This window comes from Escherichia sp. MOD1-EC5990 (genome assembly GCF_002965285.1).
Lineage (GTDB): Bacteria > Pseudomonadota > Gammaproteobacteria > Enterobacterales > Enterobacteriaceae > Escherichia > Escherichia coli_F.
The window spans coordinates 253042-272509 of sequence record NZ_PTRV01000004.1; the positions used below are offsets into that span (position 1 = coordinate 253042).

20 protein-coding genes, 1 pseudogene and 1 CRISPR repeat array are annotated in these 19468 nt (G+C 51.6%); of the genes and pseudogenes, 20 read left to right on the plus strand and 1 reads right to left on the minus strand.

The genetic code is table 11. The annotated features are described in order from the left end of the window. The first annotated feature begins 83 nt into the window (after nucleotides 1–83). The 9 genes and pseudogenes from BEB42_RS06885 to cas2e all read left to right on the plus strand — a co-directional run bounded on the left by BEB42_RS06885 (nucleotide 84) and on the right by cas2e (nucleotide 8993). Nucleotides 84–236 (plus strand): Hok/Gef family protein, encoded by a 153-nt coding sequence (locus BEB42_RS06885; RefSeq protein WP_000956458.1) that lies wholly within the window; start codon nucleotides 84–86, stop codon nucleotides 234–236. Between the two features lie 194 nt (nucleotides 237–430). Then, nucleotides 431–3131, plus strand: a pseudogene (cas3, locus tag BEB42_RS06890) (CRISPR-associated helicase Cas3'). 97 nt (nucleotides 3132–3228) lie between these two features. Beyond that, complete coding sequence (gene casA, locus BEB42_RS06895) at nucleotides 3229–4791, plus strand: type I-E CRISPR-associated protein Cse1/CasA (RefSeq protein ID WP_001084116.1); 1563 nt, start codon at nucleotides 3229–3231, stop codon at nucleotides 4789–4791. Next, nucleotides 4788–5324, plus strand: coding sequence for a type I-E CRISPR-associated protein Cse2/CasB (gene casB / locus BEB42_RS06900; RefSeq protein ID WP_000029337.1), 537 nt, complete (start codon nucleotides 4788–4790; stop codon nucleotides 5322–5324). Before casA ends, casB begins: the two co-directional genes overlap by 4 nt. Nucleotides 5325–5338: 14 nt before the next feature. Next, nucleotides 5339–6394 (plus strand): type I-E CRISPR-associated protein Cas7/Cse4/CasC, encoded by a 1056-nt coding sequence (cas7e, locus tag BEB42_RS06905; protein WP_000206455.1) that lies wholly within the window; start codon nucleotides 5339–5341, stop codon nucleotides 6392–6394. Between the two features lie 79 nt (nucleotides 6395–6473). Continuing rightward, nucleotides 6474–7151, plus strand: coding sequence for a type I-E CRISPR-associated protein Cas5/CasD (gene cas5e, locus BEB42_RS06910; protein WP_105267248.1), 678 nt, complete (start codon nucleotides 6474–6476; stop codon nucleotides 7149–7151). Next, on the plus strand, nucleotides 7133–7783 hold the full coding sequence (cas6e, locus tag BEB42_RS06915; RefSeq protein ID WP_000281451.1) for a type I-E CRISPR-associated protein Cas6/Cse3/CasE: 651 nt from the start codon (nucleotides 7133–7135) through the stop codon (nucleotides 7781–7783). Before cas5e ends, cas6e begins: the two co-directional genes overlap by 19 nt. Continuing rightward, a complete protein-coding gene (gene cas1e, locus BEB42_RS06920) occupies nucleotides 7780–8703 on the plus strand; it encodes a type I-E CRISPR-associated endonuclease Cas1e (RefSeq protein ID WP_000144840.1) in 924 nt (307 codons plus the stop codon). Before cas6e ends, cas1e begins: the two co-directional genes overlap by 4 nt. After that, nucleotides 8700–8993 carry a type I-E CRISPR-associated endoribonuclease Cas2e gene (cas2e, locus tag BEB42_RS06925; protein ID WP_000063169.1) on the plus strand — a complete coding sequence of 98 codons (294 nt, stop codon included), beginning with the start codon at nucleotides 8700–8702 and terminating at the stop codon, nucleotides 8991–8993. The genes cas1e and cas2e overlap by 4 nt, the downstream gene beginning before the upstream one ends. 96 nt (nucleotides 8994–9089) lie before the next feature. Beyond that, a CRISPR array of direct repeats spans nucleotides 9090–9361; the repeat unit is 28 nt; unit sequence GTGTTCCCCGCGCCAGCGGGGATAAACC. 83 nt (nucleotides 9362–9444) lie between these two features. Here cas2e and iap read toward each other — a convergent pair. Beyond that, nucleotides 9445–10482, minus strand: coding sequence for an alkaline phosphatase isozyme conversion aminopeptidase (iap, locus tag BEB42_RS06930; protein ID WP_000490407.1), 1038 nt, complete (start codon nucleotides 10480–10482; stop codon nucleotides 9445–9447). A gap of 252 nt (nucleotides 10483–10734) precedes the next feature. On the opposite strand from iap, the gene cysD reads away from it, so the two are divergent. From cysD to nlpD, 11 genes are all read left to right on the plus strand, one after another. Continuing rightward, complete coding sequence (cysD, locus tag BEB42_RS06935; RefSeq protein ID WP_000372392.1) at nucleotides 10735–11643, plus strand: sulfate adenylyltransferase subunit CysD; 909 nt, start codon at nucleotides 10735–10737, stop codon at nucleotides 11641–11643. A 1-nt stretch (nucleotide 11644) separates the two neighbouring features. Further along, a complete protein-coding gene (gene cysN, locus BEB42_RS06940) occupies nucleotides 11645–13072 on the plus strand; it encodes a sulfate adenylyltransferase subunit CysN (protein WP_001090339.1) in 1428 nt (475 codons plus the stop codon). Then, nucleotides 13072–13677 (plus strand): adenylyl-sulfate kinase, encoded by a 606-nt coding sequence (gene cysC, locus BEB42_RS06945; RefSeq protein WP_001173655.1) that lies wholly within the window; start codon nucleotides 13072–13074, stop codon nucleotides 13675–13677. The genes cysN and cysC overlap by 1 nt, the downstream gene beginning before the upstream one ends. Before the next feature lie 49 nt (nucleotides 13678–13726). Then, nucleotides 13727–14050 (plus strand): DUF3561 family protein, encoded by a 324-nt coding sequence (locus tag BEB42_RS06950; protein WP_001246111.1) that lies wholly within the window; start codon nucleotides 13727–13729, stop codon nucleotides 14048–14050. Between the two features lie 193 nt (nucleotides 14051–14243). Continuing rightward, entirely contained in the window at nucleotides 14244–14555 is a 312-nt protein-coding gene (gene ftsB, locus BEB42_RS06955) for a cell division protein FtsB (protein WP_000517477.1), read from the plus strand. 18 nt (nucleotides 14556–14573) lie between these two features. Beyond that, nucleotides 14574–15284, plus strand: coding sequence for a 2-C-methyl-D-erythritol 4-phosphate cytidylyltransferase (gene ispD, locus BEB42_RS06960; RefSeq protein ID WP_000246131.1), 711 nt, complete (start codon nucleotides 14574–14576; stop codon nucleotides 15282–15284). Then, nucleotides 15284–15763 carry a 2-C-methyl-D-erythritol 2,4-cyclodiphosphate synthase gene (gene ispF, locus BEB42_RS06965; RefSeq protein ID WP_001219242.1) on the plus strand — a complete coding sequence of 160 codons (480 nt, stop codon included), beginning with the start codon at nucleotides 15284–15286 and terminating at the stop codon, nucleotides 15761–15763. Before ispD ends, ispF begins: the two co-directional genes overlap by 1 nt. Next, the gene (gene truD / locus BEB42_RS06970; RefSeq protein ID WP_000568910.1) at nucleotides 15760–16809 is read left to right on the plus strand and encodes a tRNA pseudouridine(13) synthase TruD; all 1050 of its coding nucleotides are present in this window, start codon (nucleotides 15760–15762) and stop codon (nucleotides 16807–16809) included. Before ispF ends, truD begins: the two co-directional genes overlap by 4 nt. After that, a complete protein-coding gene (surE, locus tag BEB42_RS06975) occupies nucleotides 16790–17551 on the plus strand; it encodes a 5'/3'-nucleotidase SurE (RefSeq protein WP_001295182.1) in 762 nt (253 codons plus the stop codon). Before truD ends, surE begins: the two co-directional genes overlap by 20 nt. Then, nucleotides 17545–18171 (plus strand): protein-L-isoaspartate O-methyltransferase, encoded by a 627-nt coding sequence (pcm, locus tag BEB42_RS06980; protein ID WP_000254708.1) that lies wholly within the window; start codon nucleotides 17545–17547, stop codon nucleotides 18169–18171. Before surE ends, pcm begins: the two co-directional genes overlap by 7 nt. A 184-nt stretch (nucleotides 18172–18355) precedes the next feature. Next, nucleotides 18356–19450 carry a murein hydrolase activator NlpD gene (gene nlpD / locus BEB42_RS06985; protein ID WP_306299019.1) on the plus strand — a complete coding sequence of 365 codons (1095 nt, stop codon included), beginning with the start codon at nucleotides 18356–18358 and terminating at the stop codon, nucleotides 19448–19450. The last annotated feature ends 18 nt before the right edge of the window (nucleotides 19451–19468 follow it).

Genomic DNA, 19468 nt, shown 5'->3' on the forward strand with positions numbered 1-19468 from the left:
CAGGCGATATATCTATCAACCTGAGGCTCGCGTTCGAACGTAGCAATTCGGATGTTAGTCTCTTCTTTGCAGGGAGGCAAGACATGCTGACAAAATATGCCCTTGTGGCAATCATCGTACTGTGTTGTACAGTACTGGGATTCACGCTGATGGTAGGCGACTCGTTGTGTGAGTTGAGTATCAGAGAACGTGGTATGGAGTTTAAGGCAGTTCTCGCTTACGAATCGAAGAAGTAGCCACCACGCGGGGGTAAAACCCCGCGTATTGAATTGTGATGGTTTGGTCTCCTGCACCCTTTTTTCATTTATATTGTTTTTGTGAATATTATGCCTGTGTTTATTATTTATATATATCACAGATGAAAATCATTGAATTATTCATAATGTAAATATTTTATTGAACGATATATATCACAGATAATTTTTAATATATGCGTAAATATCCTTTAAGTTTTACTGAAGGATAAAAACATTGTGACTTTCTTTGATTTCTGGGGAAAAAACCGACGTGGCGAGAAAGAGGGTGGCGACGATTATCACCTTCTTTGCTGGCATTCGCTGGATGTAGCCGCGATAGGCTATTTAATGGTCAAAAACAACTGTTTCGGGCTGGCTGACTATTTTCGTCAATTAGGTTTCGCTGACACGGATCAGGCAGCACAATTTTTCGCCTGGTTGTTGTGCTGGCACGATACTGGAAAATTTGCCCGCTCATTTCAGCAACTTTACCTGCACCCACAACTCAAGGTTCCGGAAGGCGCAAGAAAGAATTACGAAAAGATCTCTCATTCAACGCTGGGTTACTGGTTGTGGCATCATTATTTAATTGAATGTGAAGAGTTGCTTCCTTCATCTTCACTCTCTTTGCGCAAACTTAAACGGGTAATAGATATGTGGATGCCCGTGACGACCGGGCATCATGGTCGGCCTCCTGACCGTATCGATGAACTGGACAACTTTCTGCCTGAAGACAAAGCTGCCGCACGGGATTTTCTCCTTGAAATCAAGGTACTGTTTCCGCTCATCGAGATCCCTACATTCTGGGATGATGACGAGGGCGTTGAACTTATAAAACATTTTTCCTGGTATATCTCTGCAACCGTCGTACTCGCAGACTGGACGGGATCGTCAACGCGGTTTTTTCCACGCGTTGCACAGGCAATGGATATTAAAGATTACTGGCAGAAGGCTTTAGTTCAGGCTCAAAACGCATTAACCGTCTTTCCCCCAAAAGCAGAAAGCGCGCCTTTCACTGGAATTAATACGCTGTTTCCTTTTATTGAGAACCCAACACCGTTACAGCAAAAGGTGTTGGATCTGGATATCAGCCAGCCAGGACCACAGTTGTTTATTCTGGAAGATGTGACTGGCGCAGGTAAAACAGAAGCGGCGCTTATCCTGGCGCACAGGTTGATGTCTGCGGGGAAAGCACAGGGTTTGTTTTTTGGTTTGCCAACAATGGCAACGGCCAATGCCATGTACGATAGGCTGGTAAAAACCTGGCTTGCTTTCTATTCGCCACAATCCCGCCCCAGCCTGGTGCTGGCACACAGCGCTCGTTCGCTAATGGATCGCTTTAACGCATCGCTGTGGTCTGGTGATTTTGTGGGGTCAGAAGAACCGGATGAACAAGCGTTCAGTCAGGGATGTGCGGCCTGGTTTGCTGACAGTAACAAGAAGGCGTTGCTGGCTGAAATTGGCGTCGGCACGCTGGATCAGGCGATGATGGCGGTGATGCCGTTCAAACATAATAATCTGCGGCTTCTGGGGCTGAGTAACAAAATCCTGCTAGCCGATGAGATCCACGCCTGTGACGCTTATATGTCGTGCATTCTTGAAGGGCTGATCGAGCGGCAGGCGCGTGGCGGAAACAGCGTTATTTTGCTTTCTGCTACGTTGTCTCAACAGCAGCGTGACAAACTCGTCGCCGCCTTTGCGCGTGGTGCAGAGGGCCAGCAAGAAGCTCCGTTGCTGGAAAAAGATGATTATCCCTGGCTGACGCATGTCACGAAATCCGATGTGCATTCGCACCGGGTAGCGACGCGCAAAGACGTTGAGCGCAGCGTGAGTGTGGGTTGGCTTCATAGCGAACAAGAGTGTATTGCGCGTATCGAATCGGCGGTAAGTCAGGGGAAATGCATCGCCTGGATTCGGAATTCTGTCGATGACGCCATCCAGGTTCATCGTCAGCTGCTTGCCCGCGGCGTCATTCCTGCTTCCAGCCTTTCACTTTTTCATAGCCGCTTTGCTTTCAGCGATCGCCAGCGAATTGAAACGGAGACGCTGGCACGCTTTGGTAAAGAAGACTGTTCACAGCGTGCCGGAAAAGTCCTCATTTGTACTCAGGTCCTGGAGCAGAGCGTCGACTGCGACCTGGACGAAATGATTTCCGACCTTGCCCATGTTGATTTGCTGATCCAGCGAGCAGGGCGATTACAGCGACATATCCGCGATATTAATGGTCAGTTAAAGCGTGACGGTAAAGACGAGCGTCACCCTCCTGTATTGCTGATTCTGGCCCCCGTCTGGGACGACTCTCCGGGTGAAGAATGGTTTGCCAGTGCCATGCGTAACAGTGCATTTGTCTATCCCGATCATGGGCGAATCTGGTTGACGCAGCGTGTGCTGCGTGAACAAGGCGCGATTCAGATGCCACACTCAGCCCGGCTTCTGATTGAATCAGTCTACGGTGAGGACGTGGTAATGCCGGAAGGGTTTGCCCGCAGCGAGCAGGAGCAAGTGGGCAAATACTACTGCGATCGTTCAATGGCTAATAAGTTTGTGCTGAACTTCAGGCCCGGCTATGCCGCCAATATCAACGATTACCTTCCGGAAAAACTGTCGACACGTCTGGCTGAGGAGTCTGTTTCCTTGTGGTTGGCTACCTGTATTGACGGTGTGGTGAAGCCTTATGCCACTGGCGCTCACGCATGGGAAATGAGCGTTGTCAAAGTGCGCCAAAGCTGGTGGAAAAAACATCGGGATGAGTTTTCTTTACTGGAAGGGGATGCGTTCAGGCAGTGGCGCGTTGAACAGCGGCAAGATCCGGAGATGGCAAACGTGATTTTAGTCACCGATGACGAAAGTTGTGGATATTCGGCTACGGAGGGATTGATTGGCAAGGTTGGTTGAGATGCCTGCGACAGGATTCTCTGAATAGTTGATACACAAAAAAGGATGGAAGGATGGATAACCGACCTGGGATGGTCTTTTTTACGAGAGGATGCGTATGAACTCGTTTTCACTTCTGACAACCCCGTGGTTGCCCGTTCGTTATAAAGACGGAACGACAGGCAAACTGGCGCCAGTCGATCTGGCGGATGAAAATGTTGTCGATATCGCTGCGCCGCGGGCAGATCTCCAGGGGGCGGCATGGCAGTTTTTGCTGGGACTACTACAAACCAGCTTCGCGCCCAAAAATCACGGTCGTTGGGATGATATCTGGGAAGACGGGCTGGAGGTTGAAAAGCTACGGGAAGCATTGCTGTCTTTAGAACACGCTTTCCAGTTTGGCCCAGATTCCCCTTCATTTATGCAGGATTTCGAGGCGCTTACGGGAGATAAAGTTCCGGTAGCTTCATTACTGCCTGAAATTCCCGGCTCTCAAACGACGAAGTTTAATAAAGACCACTTTATCAAGCGTGGTGTAACGGAACACCTGTGCCCCCATTGCTTAGCATTGGCCTTGTTCTCTTTACAGTTGAATGCACCAGCGGGCGGCAAAGGCTATCGCACCGGTTTGCGCGGCGGTGGGCCGATGACGACGCTGATTGAATTACAGGAATATCAGGGCAATCAACAAACACCCTTGTGGCGCAAACTGTGGCTCAACGTGATGCCGCAGGATGAATCTGACTTACCGCTACCCAAAAAATTTGACGATCTGGTTTTCCCCTGGCTTGGCCCGACGCGTACCAGTGAACTGGCCGGTGCGGTGGTAACTGATGATCAGGTCAACAAACTCCAGGCGTACTGGGGAATGCCTCGGCGCATACGTGTTGATTTTAATACCACGACAGTCGGCAACTGCGATATTTGCGGTGAGCAGAGCGATGCGCTCCTGAGCCTGATGACGACCAAAAAGTACGGTGCGAATTATGCCATGTGGCAGCATCCCTTAACGCCCTACCGTGTACCACTTAAAGAGGGCGGCGAGCTTTACTCGGTCAAGCCACAACCGGGCGGTTTAATCTGGCGCGACTGGTTAGGTCTTATCGAAACGGGTAAGTCAGAAAACAATACGGAACTTCCCGCGCTGGTGGTGAAACTCTTTAATGCCAGCAGTCTGAAACAGGCAAAAGTGGGCCTGTGGGGATTTGGCTATGATTTCGACAACATGAAAGCGCGCTGTTGGTACGAACACCATTTCCCGCTACTGCTCAATAAAAAAGAAGGCCAGATACCAAAGCTGCGGCTGGCTGCGCAAACGGCTTCACGGATTCTAAGTCTATTACGGAGTGCATTGAAAGAAGCATGGTTCTCCGATCCAAAAGGTGCACGGGGTGATTTCAGTTTTGTGGATATCGACTTCTGGAACAAAACTCAGCATCGCTTCCTGAGGTTAGTGCGTCAAATTGAAGAAGGTCAGGAGCCGGATGAATTACTCAGCAAATGGCAAAAGGAAATGTGGTTATTCGCGCGTCAGGATTTTGACGAGCGGGTATTCACTAATCCTTATGAGCCCGTTGATTTGAAACGCGTCATGACCGCGCGCAAGAAATATTTTACAACATCGGCGGAGAAGCAAAGTGCTAAAGCCGCCAGGGAGAAAAAGCAGGAGGCTGCTGAATGAGTATTGTAAAAGAGGAGCACAAAGCCACGCTGCGCAAATGGCACGAGGAATTGCAGGAAAAACGCGGCAATCGTGCCAGTCTGCGGCGTAGTACGACGGTTAATGATGTTTGTTTGTCAGAAGGGTTTCGTTCTCTGCTAATGCAGACCCACACGTTGTGGAAAGTTGAAGCGCAAGAGTGGCGTTTTACCGCACTGGCACTGGTCGCTGCAGTTAGCGCCAATGTAAAAGCCATTGATGAACGGCAGCCTTTTGCCGCGCAGCTGGCGGCAGTAATGTCAGAAGGGCGGTTTTCGCGCCTGTCGGCAGTAAAAACGCCGGATGATTTACTGCGCCAGTTACGTCGCGCGGTCAAATTATTAAACGGTTCCGTCAATCTTATCTCTTTGGCAGACGATATTTTCCGCTGGTGCCAGGAGAGTGACGACCTGCTCAACCATCACCGCCGTCAGCAGCGGCCAACAGAATTTATCCGTATCCGCTGGGCGCTGGAATATTACCAGGCTGGCGACGCCGATAACGAACAAAATTAATAAAGGACTATCTCATGACGACATTTATTCAGCTCCATTTGTTAACCGCTTACCCTGCAGCCAATCTTAACCGTGATGACACCGGTGCGCCGAAAACCGTGGTGCTGGGTGGAGCAACGCGTCTGCGCGTTTCCTCGCAAAGTCTGAAACGTGCGTGGCGCACTTCTGCACTTTTTGAACAGGCGCTGGCGGGCCATATTGGTATTCGTAGTGGGCGTATCGCGCGCGAGGCAGCAACTATCATGATTGAGAAAGGAATCGAAGAAAAAAAAGCCATCGAATGGGCGGCAGATATTGCCGATTATCTTGGTAAAGCCAAAAAAGACAAAAAACCAAAAGATCCGCTCACTAACGCTGAAACTGAACAGCTCGTCCATATCAGCCCGGCAGAATTTGACGCCGTAAAAGCGCTGGCCCATCAACTGGCAGAAGAAAAGCGCGCGCCAAAAGAGGACGATCTCGCTTTGTTACGTAAAGACCGCATGGCGGTAGATATCGCCATGTTTGGTCGTATGCTGGCGAATAAACCCGAGTTTAATGTTGAAGCCGCCTGTCAGGTCGCGCACGCGTTTGGTGTCAGTGAAACGATTGTCGAAGATGATTTTTTCACCGCCGTTGATGATTTGCGCCAGGTCTCTGAAGATGCTGGTGCAGGGCATCTTGGTGAAACTGGATTTGGTTCTGCGCTGTTCTACACCTATATCTGCATTGATAAAGATCTGCTGGTCGAAAACCTCGGCGGTGACGAAGCATTAGCTAATCAGACCCTGCGCGCCTTTACGGAAGCAGCGTTTAAAGTTTCCCCAACCGGTAAACAAAACAGCTTTGCCAGCCGTGCCTACGCCTCCTGGGCGCTGGCAGAAAAAGGCACCGAACAACCGCGTTCTCTGGCGGCGGCTTTCTATGAACCCATTAATGGCACACGTCAGTTAGATGTGGCAGTGCAGCGTATTACAACGCTTCGCGAAAACATGAATACGGTTTACGAACAGAAGACCGAATGCGCAAGTTTTGACGTGATGAACAAACAGGGAAGCATGAAGGACGTGCTGGACTTTATCTGCGCGTAAGGGGCGGCTTATGAGCCAATATCTGATTTTTCAGCTTCATGGGCCAATGGCATCCTAGGGCGTTGATGCACCCGGTGAGGTGCGTCATACCCATGAACTGCCTTCGCGTTCAGCATTGCTGGGGCTGCTGGCTGCCGGGGTAGGGATACGGCGTGATGACACCGAATGCTTAAACGCGTTTAATCGCCACTATTCACTGGTGGTTTGCGCCAGCCGTAACCCGCGCTGGGCACGGGATTATCACACGGTCCAGATGCCAAAAGAGGTGCGTAAAGCGCGTTATTTCAGCCGTCGCGAAGAGTTGAGCGCCCCTGATCTTCTAAGCGCGATTATCTCCCGGCGCGACTACTACACCGATGCCTGGTGGATGGTGGCCGTGGCAACAACAGCTGATGCGCCTTACAGCCTCGAACAGTTGCAGGAAGGTTTACGCCATCCGGTTTTTCCGCTTTATCTGGGGCGAAAAAGCCATCCGCTGGCATTACCCCTTGCGCCGTTACTGCTTGAAGGTAACGCGTCTGATGCCTTACGTAACGCATACCAACAGTATCAGGATCGTTTCCACGAACTGAAAGTCTCACTCCCGAAACTTCAGGATGAATGCTGGTGGGAAGGGGAGCACGATGGCCTGGTCTCGAGCAAAATATTACGCCGCCGGGATGTTCCTTTAAATCGTCAGCAGTGGCTGTTTGGGGAACGCACCGTCAATCAGGGGCCGTGGCTCAGCAAGGAGGAACCATGTACCTCTCAAGAATAACCTTACATACCGGCCAGCTTTCGCCTGCGCAGTTACTGCATCTGGTGGATCGCGGTGAATATGTGATGCATCAGTGGCTGTGGGATCTTTTTCCTGGCGGCAAAGAAAGGCAATTTCTTTATCGTCGGGAAGAACTCCAGGGCGCGTTTCGCTTTTTTGTCCTGTCGCAGGAACGCCCGGCGGAAAGTGAAATGTTCACCATCGAATGCCGGTCATTTGCGCCGGAGCTGCGTACCGGACAATCCCTTTGTTTCAACCTGCGGGCGAATCCAACAGTCTGTAAAGCGGGTAAGCGCCACGATCTGCTGATGGAGGCGAAACGGCAGGTGAGGGGGCAGGCGGAAGGAAGTGATGTCTGGTTGCATCAACAACAGGCGGCGCTGGGCTGGCTGGCTGCGCAGGGAGAGAGAAGTGGTTTTACACTGCTGGATACCTCGGTCGATGCCTACCGACAACAGCAACTGCGGCGGGAAAATGCCCGGCAACTGATCCAGTTCAGTAGCGTGGATTATACGGGGATGCTGACGGTCACCGAGCCAGGGTTATTTCTGCAACGTCTCTGCCTGGGGTATGGCAAAAGCCGGGCGTTCGGCTGTGGTCTGATGTTAATCAAACCCGGAGCAGAGGCGTGACGTTTGTACCACTGAGTCCGATCCCATTAAAAGATCGCACCTCCATGATCTTCCTCCAGTACGGTCAGATCGACGTACTGGATGGCGCTTTCGTGCTGATCGACAAAACAGGGATCCGCACGCATATTCCGGTGGGATCGGTCGCTTGCATAATGCTCGAACCAGGAACGAGAGTTTCCCACGCGGCGGTGCATCTGGCCGCCACGGTGGGGACACTGCTGGTCTGGGTCGGTGAAGCGGGCGTTCGCGTTTACTCCCCCGGACAACCTGGAGGGGCGCGGGCAGATAAATTACTCTACCAGGCAAAGCTGGCTTTAACGGAAGATCTACGGTTGAAGGTGGTGCGCAAAATGTATGAATTACGTTTTCGTGAACCACCGCCAGCTCGCCGTTCAGTGGAGCAGCTACGGGGAATTGAGGGAGCCCGAGTACGCCAGACCTATGCATTACTGGCGAAGCAATATGGTGTGAAATGGAATGGTCGCAACTACGATCCTAAAGACTGGGAAAAAGGCGATGTTGTGAATCGCTGCATCAGTGCTGCCACATCATGCCTGTACGGTATATCTGAAGCGGCTGTATTAGCCGCGGGATATGCGCCCGCTATTGGTTTTATCCATAGTGGCAAACCGCTTTCATTTGTTTATGACATAGCCGATATCATTAAATTTGATTTGGTTGTGCCAAAGGCATTTGAAATAGCGGCGAGGCAACCCGCAGAACCAGATAAAGAAGTCAGGTTGGCCTGTCGCGATATTTTCCGTAGCACTAAGTTAACGGGCAAATTAATCCCGTTAATTGAGGAAGTCCTTGCCGCCGGTGAAATTGAACCACCACAACCCGCGCCGGATATGTTACCGCCAGCTATCCCGGAACCTGAAACGCTGGGTGATAGTGGTCACCGGGGGCGCAGCGGATGAGCATGGTCGTGGTTGTTACAGAAAATGTCCCGCCGCGCTTACGTGGACGGCTCGCGATCTGGCTACTGGAAGTGCGTGCTGGTGTTTATGTTGGTGATACATCCAAACGTATTCGGGAGATGATCTGGCAGCAAATCCCCCAACTGGCAGGTTGCGGAAATGTGGTCATGGCCTGGGCGACCAATACCGAGTCGGGTTTTGAATTTCAGACCTGGGGTGAAAACAGACGTATTCCGGTGGATTTGGATGGGTTACGGTTGGTTTCGTTTCTTCCTGTTGAGAATCAATAAGTTACCCGTTCTTTAAAAATAAGGAAATGTTTGAATTTAGTTGGTAGATTGTTGATGTGGAATAAAATTGTTTAAAAACAGATACGTATGCTTAGTGTGTTCCCCGCGCCAGCGGGGATAAACCGAATACCCAGCGCTATTTCGAGCGCGAGAGAGTGTGTTCCCCGCGCCAGCGGGGATAAACCGGAAATTTCGGAAATTAAATCCGCTCGCGATCGGTGTTCCCCGCGCCAGCGGGGATAAACCCCATGGCAGGAAGAGCGGATGATTTAGGGGTAAGTGTTCCCCGCGCCAGCGGGGATAAACCGAAGCCGGATCACATTTTCTTAGCGGAGCTGACGTGTTCCCCGCGCCAGCGGGGATAAACCGCTCTCGGTTCTGGGGTACTGTTACCCATAACTGAGCTCCCCCGCGTCAGCGGGGGAACTCCCAACTCCCATTTTCAAACGCCTCATGACGCCTTCGCCAGTTCCTTCACCAGCGGTAGCATTATCCGCATAACGTCACGGCAGCGACGTTCTATTCTTCCAGGAAGCGCCTTATCAATATGCTGTTGATTATCAAGCCTTACATCATGCCAGCTATTTCCCGCCGGGAAGGCCGGTGTTTTTGCGCGTTGCTGATAACCATCCTTATTTCCAAGATTCCAGTTGGTCGCCTCCACCGAAAGTACCGCAATACCGGCTTTGTCGAAAACTTCTGCATCGTTACAACACCCAGTGCCTTTCGGATAGTTTTTATTCAAACCTGGATTTGTTGTCGCTGCAATCCCATGATTACGCGCAATTGCCAGCGCTCGATCACGGGTTAATTTCCTGACAGCCTCTGGTGTATTTACACCACTATTAAAATACAATTTATCGCCAACAATTAAGTTATCGAGATTAATCACCAGCAGCGTATTTTTCTTTTCAGTATCGCTCATGCGCTTGAGTAAATTCTCAGCGCCTAATTTCCCTTCTTCTTCTCCACTGGTTGCCACAAAACGAATACCATACTCGGTAGGCGTATTTTTCAGACGTTCAGCCAGTTCCAGCATGACACCTAAACCTGCGGCGTTATCATCCATTCCTTGTAACGTCAGCCCGCCGAGATTGGCATCGGCGTCGGCATCGCTCAGTGGAGCGTACGTATCAAGATGCGCCATAATGATGATCTGCTGCGGCGCTTTGCCTTCATGAGCGGCAATCACCGTACTTCCCGTCACGTTGTGCCAGTTTTTGCGGTTATCGCGGGCGGTGTAAATATATCGGCTATTAAATGTCCGAATATCACTGCGATAACCCATCTGTTGAAACTGTTGGCGAATATAATCGGCAGATAACATTTCTGCAGGAGTTCCGGTCATGCGTCCCGGAAAGAAAGTAGCAATATGTCGTGCCTGTGTATTAGCAAAATCACCAGGTTTAGGTGACGAGGCGTGTACGGGGAGAATAAAGCATACGCCGAGCGCCAGGGCAGCGGTACGGTGGCGCAATGCGGAAAACATAGTGAGTCCTTAAATACCATGCAAATTTTTTTACCGCCATAGTATGAAACTGCCGCTGCGCTAAAACAATTTCAAATCTTCCTAAACGCCCGAAATCCGGTGCCTTAAGCACTTTTTGATATTAGCTTTGCCAAATCGTTATTCCGTTAAGGAACTACTCATTCTAATTGGTAATTTCATTCGTTCTCTTACGCTCCCTATAGTCGAAACATCTGATGGCAAGAAAAATAGCGGTATTGCAAAGGAACGGTTATGGATCAAAAACGACTTACTCACCTGCGGCAACTGGAGGCGGAAAGCATCCACATTATTCGCGAGGTGGCGGCAGAATTCTCAAATCCGGTGATGCTCTACTCTATCGGTAAAGATTCCAGCGTCATGCTGCATCTGGCGCGCAAGGCGTTTTATCCGGGTACGCTGCCTTTCCCTCTGCTGCATGTTGATACTGGCTGGAAATTCCGCGAGATGTATGAGTTTCGTGATCGTACGGCTAAAGCCTATGGCTGCGAGTTGCTGGTGCATAAAAACCCGGAAGGCGTGGCGATGGGGATTAATCCATTCGTACACGGCAGCGCAAAACATACCGATATTATGAAAACCGAAGGTTTGAAGCAGGCGTTGAACAAGTACGGTTTTGATGCCGCCTTCGGTGGCGCACGTCGTGACGAAGAGAAATCCCGCGCTAAGGAGCGAATCTACTCTTTCCGTGACCGCTTCCATCGCTGGGACCCGAAAAATCAGCGCCCGGAGCTGTGGCACAACTACAACGGGCAAATTAACAAAGGCGAAAGTATCCGCGTTTTCCCGCTCTCTAACTGGACCGAGCAGGATATCTGGCAATACATCTGGCTGGAAAATATCGACATTGTCCCGCTGTATCTCGCTGCTGAACGTCCGGTTCTGGAACGCGACGGTATGTTGATGATGATTGATGACAACCGTATCGACCTGCAACCGGGCGAAGTGATTAAAAAACGGATGGTGCGTTTCCGTACGCTGGGCTGCTGGCCGCTGACCGGCGCGGTGGAGTCAAATGCGCAAACACTGCCGGAAATCATCGAAGAGATGCTGGTTTCCACCACCAGTGAACGTCAGGGGCGCGTGATTGACCGCGACCAGGCAGGTTCTATGGAGCTGAAAAAACGTCAGGGGTATTTTTAAGATGAACACTGCACTTGCACAACAAATTGCCAATGAAGGCGGCGTTGAAGCCTGGATGATTGCGCAACAACATAAAAGTCTGCTGCGTTTTCTGACCTGTGGTAGCGTCGATGACGGCAAAAGTACCCTGATTGGTCGCCTGCTGCACGATACCCGCCAAATCTACGAAGATCAGCTCTCATCGCTGCATAACGACAGTAAGCGTCACGGCACCCAGGGCGAAAAGCTGGATCTGGCACTGCTGGTGGACGGCCTGCAAGCTGAGCGTGAACAGGGCATCACCATTGATGTGGCTTACCGCTATTTCTCCACTGAGAAGCGTAAATTTATAATCGCCGATACCCCTGGGCACGAGCAGTACACCCGCAATATGGCGACTGGCGCATCGACATGCGAACTGGCGATCTTACTGATCGATGCCCGTAAAGGCGTGCTCGATCAAACGCGTCGTCACAGTTTTATCTCCACACTGTTGGGGATCAAACATCTGATCGTGGCGATCAACAAAATGGATCTGGTGGATTACAGCGAAGAGACGTTCACCCGCATTCGTGAAGATTATCTGACCTTTGCCGAGCAGCTGCCGGGTAATCTGGATATTCGCTTTGTGCCGCTCTCCGCGCTGGAAGGCGACAACGTGGCTTCGCAAAGTGAAAGCATGTCGTGGTACAGCGGTCCGACACTGCTCGAAGTGCTGGAAACCGTGGAAATCCAGCGAGTGGTGGATGCTCAGCCAATGCGCTTTCCGGTGCAGTACGTTAACCGCCCGAATCTCGATTTTCGTGGCTACGCCGGAACGCTGGCATCCGGTCGCGTGGAAGTCGGGCAACGTGTCAAAGTGCTGCCCTCTGGTGTGGAATCAAACGTCGCGCGGATCGTGACCTTTGATGGCGATCGCGAAGAAGCCTTTGCCGGAGAAGCGATCACCCTGGTGCTGACGGATGAGATCGACATCAGCCGTGGCGATCTGCTGCTGGCGGCAGACGAAGCGTTACCGGCTGTGCAGAGCGCGTCGGTGGATGTGGTATGGATGGCGGAACAGCCGCTTTCCCCAGGCCAGAGTTACGACATCAAAATTGCCGGTAAGAAGACGCGTGCTCGTGTTGATGGCATTCGTTATCAGGTTGATATTAATAACCTTACTCAACGCGAAGTTGAAAATCTGCCGCTGAACGGCATCGGCCTGGTGGATCTCACTTTTGACGAGCCACTGGTGTTAGATCGTTATCAGCAAAACCCGGTTACTGGTGGTCTGATTTTTATCGATCGCCTGAGCAATGTGACCGTGGGTGCCGGTATGGTGCACGAGCCAGTTAGCCAGGCTACTGCTGCGCCATCTGAATTCAGTGCATTCGAACTGGAATTGAATGCCCTGGTTCGCCGCCATTTCCCGCACTGGGGTGCGCGCGATTTACTGGGAGATAAATAATGGCGCTGCATGACGAAAACGTCGTCTGGCATAGCCACCCAGTAACTCCGCAACAACGCGAACAGCACCACGGTCATCGTGGTGTTGTGCTGTGGTTTACCGGCCTCTCTGGTTCCGGTAAATCAACCGTCGCGGGGGCGCTGGAGGAGGCGTTACATAACCTTGGTGTCAGTACGTATTTGCTGGATGGCGACAACGTCCGCCACGGCTTATGCAGCGATCTCGGTTTTAGCGATGCCGATCGTAAAGAGAATATCCGTCGCGTCGGTGAAGTGGCGAATTTAATGGTTGAAGCTGGACTGGTGGTGCTGACCGCTTTTATCTCGCCACACCGCGCCGAACGCCAGATGGTTCGCGAACGCGTAGGAGAAGGGCGTTTTATCGAAGTGTTTGTCGATACGCCGCTGGCGATTTGCGAGGCCCGCGATCCAAAAGGCTTATATAAGAAAGCACGTGCCGGTGAACTGCGTAACTTTACGGGAATAGATTCCGTTTACGAAGCACCTGAATCGGCAGAAATTCATCTCAATGGTGAACAATTAGTAACAAATTTGGTACAGCAATTATTAGATCTGTTGAGACAGAACGATATTATCAGATCCTGAGACACCACCGGGTTTCCATGCCCGGTCCGTCAAAGTTACAGGATCAAATATGCGTAATAGCCATAACATTACACTAACAAATAACGACAGCCTTACTGAGGATGAAGAAACCACATGGTCACTGCCAGGTGCTGTGGTTGGTTTTGTCTCCTGGTTATTTGCGCTGGCGATGCCGATGTTGATTTATGGCTCTAACACGCTGTTCTTCTTTATCTACACCTGGCCTTTCTTTCTGGCACTGATGCCTGTCGCGGTGGTGGTGGGGATTGCGCTGCATTCATTGATGGACGGAAAGCTACGCTACAGTATTGTTTTCACCCTGGTGACAGTCGGCATTATGTTTGGCGCACTGTTTATGTGGCTACTGGGCTAATTTGTACTTTCCCGTCTCCTCTGTTCATAATTCAAACCGTAACGAATAATGAGATTATGTTCTGCACGCCCTGGGTATACGTAACAATGGACAAATGTGGTACATTTGCCCGCGTTGTCGCGGTATCCCCAACAGAGGATGTAGAGTCGTCTTCGGATGCATGGGATGAAGATGCCGTTTTTCAGGGGGCAGGATGGGTAAACTAACGCTGCTGTTGCTGGCTATTCTGGTCTGGCTACAGTATTCGCTGTGGTTCGGTAAGAACGGTATACATGACTATACCCGCGTCAATGATGATGTGGCGGCACAGCAAGCTACAAACGCGAAACTTAAAGCGCGAAACGATCAACTTTTTGCCGAAATTGACGATCTCAATGGCGGCCAGGAGGCGCTCGAAGAGCGTGCGCGTAATGAACTTAGCATGACCAGGCCGGGCGAAACTTTTTATCGTCTGGTGCCTGACGCGTCGAAGCGCGCACAGTCTGCGGGGCAAAACACTCGATAAATCAGCCCGGGAATTAACATGGCAACCACTCATTTGGATGTTTGCGCCGTGGTTCCGGCGGCCGGATTTGGCCGTCGAATGCAAACGGAATGTCCTAAGCAATATCTTTCAATCGGTAATCAAACCATTCTTGAACACTCGGTGCATGCGCTGCTGGCGCATCCCCGGGTGAAGCATGTCGTCATTGCCATAAGTCCTGGCGATAGCCGTTTTGCACAACTTCCTCTGGCGAATCATCCGCAAATCACCGTTGTAGATGGCGGTGATGAGCGTGCCGATTCGGTACTGGCAGGTCTGAAAGCAGCTGGCGATGCGCAGTGGGTATTGGTGCATGACGCCGCTCGTCCTTGTCTGCATCAGGATGACCTCGCGCGATTGTTGGCGTTGAGCGAAACCAGCCGCACGGGGGGGATCCTCGCCGCACCAGTGCGCGATACGATGAAACGTGCCGAACCGGGCAAAAATGCCATTGCTCATACCGTTGATCGCAACGGCTTATGGCACGCGCTGACGCCGCAATTTTTCCCTCGTGAGCTGTTACATGACTGCCTGACGCGCGCTTTAAATGAAGGTGCGACTATTACCGACGAAGCCTCGGCGCTGGAATATTGCGGATTTCATCCGCAGTTGGTCGAAGGCCGCGCGGATAACATTAAAGTCACGCGCCCGGAAGATTTGGCACTGGCCGAGTTTTACCTCACCCGAACCATCCATCAGGAGAATACATAATGCGAATTGGACACGGTTTTGACGTACACGCCTTTGGCGGTGAAGGCCCAATTATCATTGGTGGCGTACGCATTCCTTACGAAAAAGGATTGCTGGCGCATTCTGATGGCGACGTGGCGCTCCATGCGTTGACCGATGCATTGCTTGGCGCGGCGGCGCTGGGGGATATCGGCAAACTGTTCCCGGATACCGATCCGGCATTTAAAGGTGCCGATAGCCGCGAGCTGCTACGCGAAGCCTGGCGTCGTATTCAGGCGAAGGGTTATACCCTTGGCAACGTCGATGTCACTATCATCGCTCAGGCACCGAAGATGTTGCCGCACATTCCACAAATGCGCGTGTTTATTGCCGAAGATCTCGGCTGCCATATGGATGATGTTAACGTGAAAGCCACTACTACGGAAAAACTGGGATTTACCGGACGTGGGGAAGGGATTGCCTGTGAAGCGGTGGCGCTACTCATTAAGGCAACAAAATGATTGAGTTTGATAATCTCACTTACCTCCACGGTAAACCGCAAGGTACCGGGCTGCTGAAAGCCAATCCGGAAGACTTTGTGGTGGTGGAAGATTTGGGCTTTGAGCCTGATGGTGAAGGTGAGCATATTCTGGTTAGAATCCTCAAAAACGGCTGTAATACCCGTTTTGTGGCGGATGCACTGGCGAAATTCCTGAAAATTCATGCCCGTGAAGTCAGCTTCGCTGGGCAAAAAGATAAACATGCTGTTACGGAACAGTGGTTTTGTGCACGAGTGCCAGGTAAAGAGATGCCGGATCTCAGTGCTTTTCAACTGGAAGGTTGTCAGGTGCTGGAGTATGCGCGACACAAGCGTAAGTTACGTTTAGGCGCGCTGAAAGGTAACGCCTTTACCCTGGTTCTGCGCGAAGTGAGCAATCGCGATGACGTTGAACAACGTCTGATCGATATTTGCGTAAAAGGTGTACCGAACTACTTCGGTGCCCAACGTTTTGGGATTGGCGGTAGCAACTTGCAGGGCGCGCTGCGCTGGGCGCAAACCAATACTTCGGTGCGCGATCGCAATAAACGGAGTTTTTGGTTGTCGGCAGCCCGCAGTGCGTTGTTTAATCAGATTGTTGCTGAGCGCCTCAAAAAAGCAGACGTTAATCAAGTTGTTGACGGCGATGCGCTACAATTAGCCGGACGTGGTAGCTGGTTTGTTGCAACCACCGAAGAACTGGCGGAATTACAGCGTCGCGTCAACGATAAAGAGCTAATGATAACCGCCGCATTGCCGGGCAGTGGCGAATGGGGAACTCAGCGTGAAGCGCTGGCATTCGAACAAGCAGCTGTCGCCGCAGAAACTGAATTACAAGCCTTACTGGTGCGCGAAAAAGTTGAAGCCGCGCGCAGAGCGATGCTGCTGTATCCGCAACAATTAAGCTGGAACTGGTGGGATGACGTCACCGTAGAAATCCGTTTCTGGCTTCCGGCGGGAAGTTTTGCAACCAGCGTTGTCAGGGAACTTATCAACACAACAGGTGATTATGCGCATATTGCTGAGTAATGATGACGGGGTACATGCACCCGGTATACAAACGCTGGCGAAAGCCTTGCGTGAGTTTGCTGACGTTCAGGTGGTCGCCCCCGATCGTAACCGCAGCGGCGCTTCAAATTCTCTGACACTGGAATCCTCCCTGCGCACGTTTACCTTTGAAAATGGTGATATTGCTGTGCAAATGGGAACCCCGACCGATTGCGTCTATCTTGGCGTGAATGCTCTGATGCGTCCGCGCCCGGACATTGTTGTGTCCGGAATTAACGCCGGGCCGAATCTGGGGGATGATGTTATCTATTCCGGTACGGTAGCCGCCGCGATGGAGGGCCGTCATTTAGGCTTTCCGGCGCTGGCAGTCTCGCTTGACGGGCATAAACATTACGACACTGCCGCGGCGGTAACCTGTTCAATTTTGCGCGCACTGTGTAAAGAGCCGTTGCGCACCGGGCGTATTCTCAATATTAACGTACCGGATTTACCATTGGATCAAATCAAAGGTATTCGCGTGACGCGCTGCGGTACACGACATCCGGCAGATCAGGTGATCCCGCAGCAAGATCCGCGCGGCAATACGCTGTACTGGATTGGCCCGCCGGGCGGTAAATGTGATGCCGGTCCGGGGACCGATTTTGCTGCGGTAGATGAGGGCTATGTCTCCATCACGCCGCTGCATGTGGATTTAACTGCGCATAGCGCGCAAGATGTGGTTTCAGACTGGTTAAACAGCGTGGGAGTTGGCACGCAATGGTAAGCAGACGCGTACAAGCACTTCTGGATCAATTACGTGCGCAAGGTATTCAGGATGAGCAGGTGCTGAATGCACTTGCCGCCGTGCCGCGTGAAAAATTCGTTGATGAAGCGTTTGAACAAAAAGCCTGGGACAATATCGCCTTGCCGATAGGTCAGGGGCAGACAATTTCGCAGCCGTATATGGTGGCGCGAATGACCGAATTACTCGAGCTGACGCCGCAGTCGCGGGTGCTGGAAATTGGCACCGGTTCGGGATATCAAACGGCAATTCTGGCGCATCTTGTCCAGCATGTTTGCTCGGTTGAACGTATTAAAGGCTTGCAGTGGCAGGCGCGTCGCCGCCTGAAAAACCTTGATTTACATAATGTTTCAACCCGTCATGGCGATGGATGGCAAGGTTGGCAGGCACGTGCGCCGTTTGACGCTATCATTGTTACGGCGGCACCGCCGGAAATTCCAACTGCGCTAATGACGCAGCTGGACGAAGGCGGGATTCTCGTCTTACCCGTAGGGGAGGAGCACCAGTATTTGAAACGGGTGCGTCGTCGGGGAGGCGAATTTATTATCGATACCGTGGAGGCCGTGCGCTTTGTCCCTTTAGTGAAGGGTGAGCTGGCTTAAAACGTGAGGAAATACCTGGATTTTTCCTGGTTATTTTGCCGCAGGTCAGCGTATCGTGAACATCTTTTCCAGTGTTCAGTATGGTGCCTTGCACGGTAATTATGTCACTGGTTATTAACCAATTTTTCCTGGGGGATAAATGAGCGCGGGAAGCCCAAAATTCACCGTTCGCCGCATTGCGGCTTTGTCACTGGTTTCGCTATGGCTGGCAGGCTGTTCTGACACTTCAAATCCACCGGCACCGGTCAGCTCCGTTAATGGCAATGCGTCTGCAAACACCAATTCTGGTATGTTGATTACGCCGCCGCCGAAAATGGGTACGACGTCTACAACGCAGCAACCGCAAATTCAGCCGGTACAGCAGCCACAAATTCAATCTGCACAACAACCGCAAATCCAGCCGGTGCAGCCAGTTGCTCAGCCGCCGGTACAGATGGAAAACGGACGCATCGTCTACAACCGTCAGTATGGGAACATTCCGAAAGGCAGTTATAGCGGCAGTACATACACCGTGAAAAAAGGCGACACACTTTTCTATATCGCCTGGATTACTGGCAATGATTTCCGTGACCTTGCTCAGCGCAACAATATTCAGGCGCCATACGCGCTGAATGTAGGTCAGACCTTACAGGTGGGTAATGCTTCCGGTACGCCAATCACTGGCGGAAATGCCATTACCCAGGCCGATGCAGCAGAGCAAGGAGTTGTGATCAAGCCTGCACAAAATTCCACCGTTGCTGTTGCGTCGCAACCGACAATTACGTATTCTGAGTCTTCGGGTGAACAGAGTGCTAACAAAATGTTGCCGAACAACAAGCCAACTGGGACCACGGTCACAGCGCCTGTAACGGTACCAACAGCAAGCACAACCGAGCCGACTGTCAGCAGTACATCAACCAGTGCGCCTATCTCCACCTGGCGCTGGCCGACTGAGGGCAAAGTGATCGAAACCTTTGGTGCTTCTGAGGGGGGCAACAAGGGGATTGATATCGCAGGCAGCAAAGGACAGGCAATTATCGCGACCGCAGATGGCCGCGTTGTTTATGCCGGTAACGCGCTGCGCGGCTACGGTAATCTGATTATCATCAAACATAATGATGATTACCTGAGTGCCTACGCCCATAACGACACAATGCTGGTCCGGGAACAACAAGAAGTGAAGGCGGGGCAAAAAATAGCAACCATGGGTAGCACCGGAACCAGTTCAACACGCTTGCATTTTGAAATTCGTTACAAGGGGAAATCCGTAAACCCGCTGCGTTATTTGCCGCAGCGATAAATCGGCGGAACCAGGCTT

Excerpts from the sequence above, each read along its gene's own strand:
- BEB42_RS06885 (WP_000956458.1), top strand. The coding sequence starts at position 84 with ATGCTGACAAAATATGCCCTTGTGGCAATCATCGTACTGTGTTGTACA.
- casA (WP_001084116.1), top strand. The coding sequence starts at position 3,229 with ATGAACTCGTTTTCACTTCTGACAACCCCGTGGTTGCCCGTTCGTTAT.
- casB (WP_000029337.1), top strand. The coding sequence starts at position 4,788 with ATGAGTATTGTAAAAGAGGAGCACAAAGCCACGCTGCGCAAATGGCAC.
- cas7e (WP_000206455.1), top strand. The coding sequence starts at position 5,339 with ATGACGACATTTATTCAGCTCCATTTGTTAACCGCTTACCCTGCAGCC.
- cas6e (WP_000281451.1), top strand. The coding sequence starts at position 7,133 with ATGTACCTCTCAAGAATAACCTTACATACCGGCCAGCTTTCGCCTGCG.
- cas2e (WP_000063169.1), top strand. The coding sequence starts at position 8,700 with ATGAGCATGGTCGTGGTTGTTACAGAAAATGTCCCGCCGCGCTTACGT.
- iap (WP_000490407.1), bottom strand. The coding sequence starts at position 10,482 with ATGTTTTCCGCATTGCGCCACCGTACCGCTGCCCTGGCGCTCGGCGTA.
- cysD (WP_000372392.1), top strand. The coding sequence starts at position 10,735 with ATGGATCAAAAACGACTTACTCACCTGCGGCAACTGGAGGCGGAAAGC.
- cysN (WP_001090339.1), top strand. The coding sequence starts at position 11,645 with ATGAACACTGCACTTGCACAACAAATTGCCAATGAAGGCGGCGTTGAA.
- cysC (WP_001173655.1), top strand. The coding sequence starts at position 13,072 with ATGGCGCTGCATGACGAAAACGTCGTCTGGCATAGCCACCCAGTAACT.
- BEB42_RS06950 (WP_001246111.1), top strand. The coding sequence starts at position 13,727 with ATGCGTAATAGCCATAACATTACACTAACAAATAACGACAGCCTTACT.
- ftsB (WP_000517477.1), top strand. The coding sequence starts at position 14,244 with ATGGGTAAACTAACGCTGCTGTTGCTGGCTATTCTGGTCTGGCTACAG.
- ispD (WP_000246131.1), top strand. The coding sequence starts at position 14,574 with ATGGCAACCACTCATTTGGATGTTTGCGCCGTGGTTCCGGCGGCCGGA.
- ispF (WP_001219242.1), top strand. The coding sequence starts at position 15,284 with ATGCGAATTGGACACGGTTTTGACGTACACGCCTTTGGCGGTGAAGGC.
- truD (WP_000568910.1), top strand. The coding sequence starts at position 15,760 with ATGATTGAGTTTGATAATCTCACTTACCTCCACGGTAAACCGCAAGGT.
- surE (WP_001295182.1), top strand. The coding sequence starts at position 16,790 with ATGCGCATATTGCTGAGTAATGATGACGGGGTACATGCACCCGGTATA.
- pcm (WP_000254708.1), top strand. The coding sequence starts at position 17,545 with ATGGTAAGCAGACGCGTACAAGCACTTCTGGATCAATTACGTGCGCAA.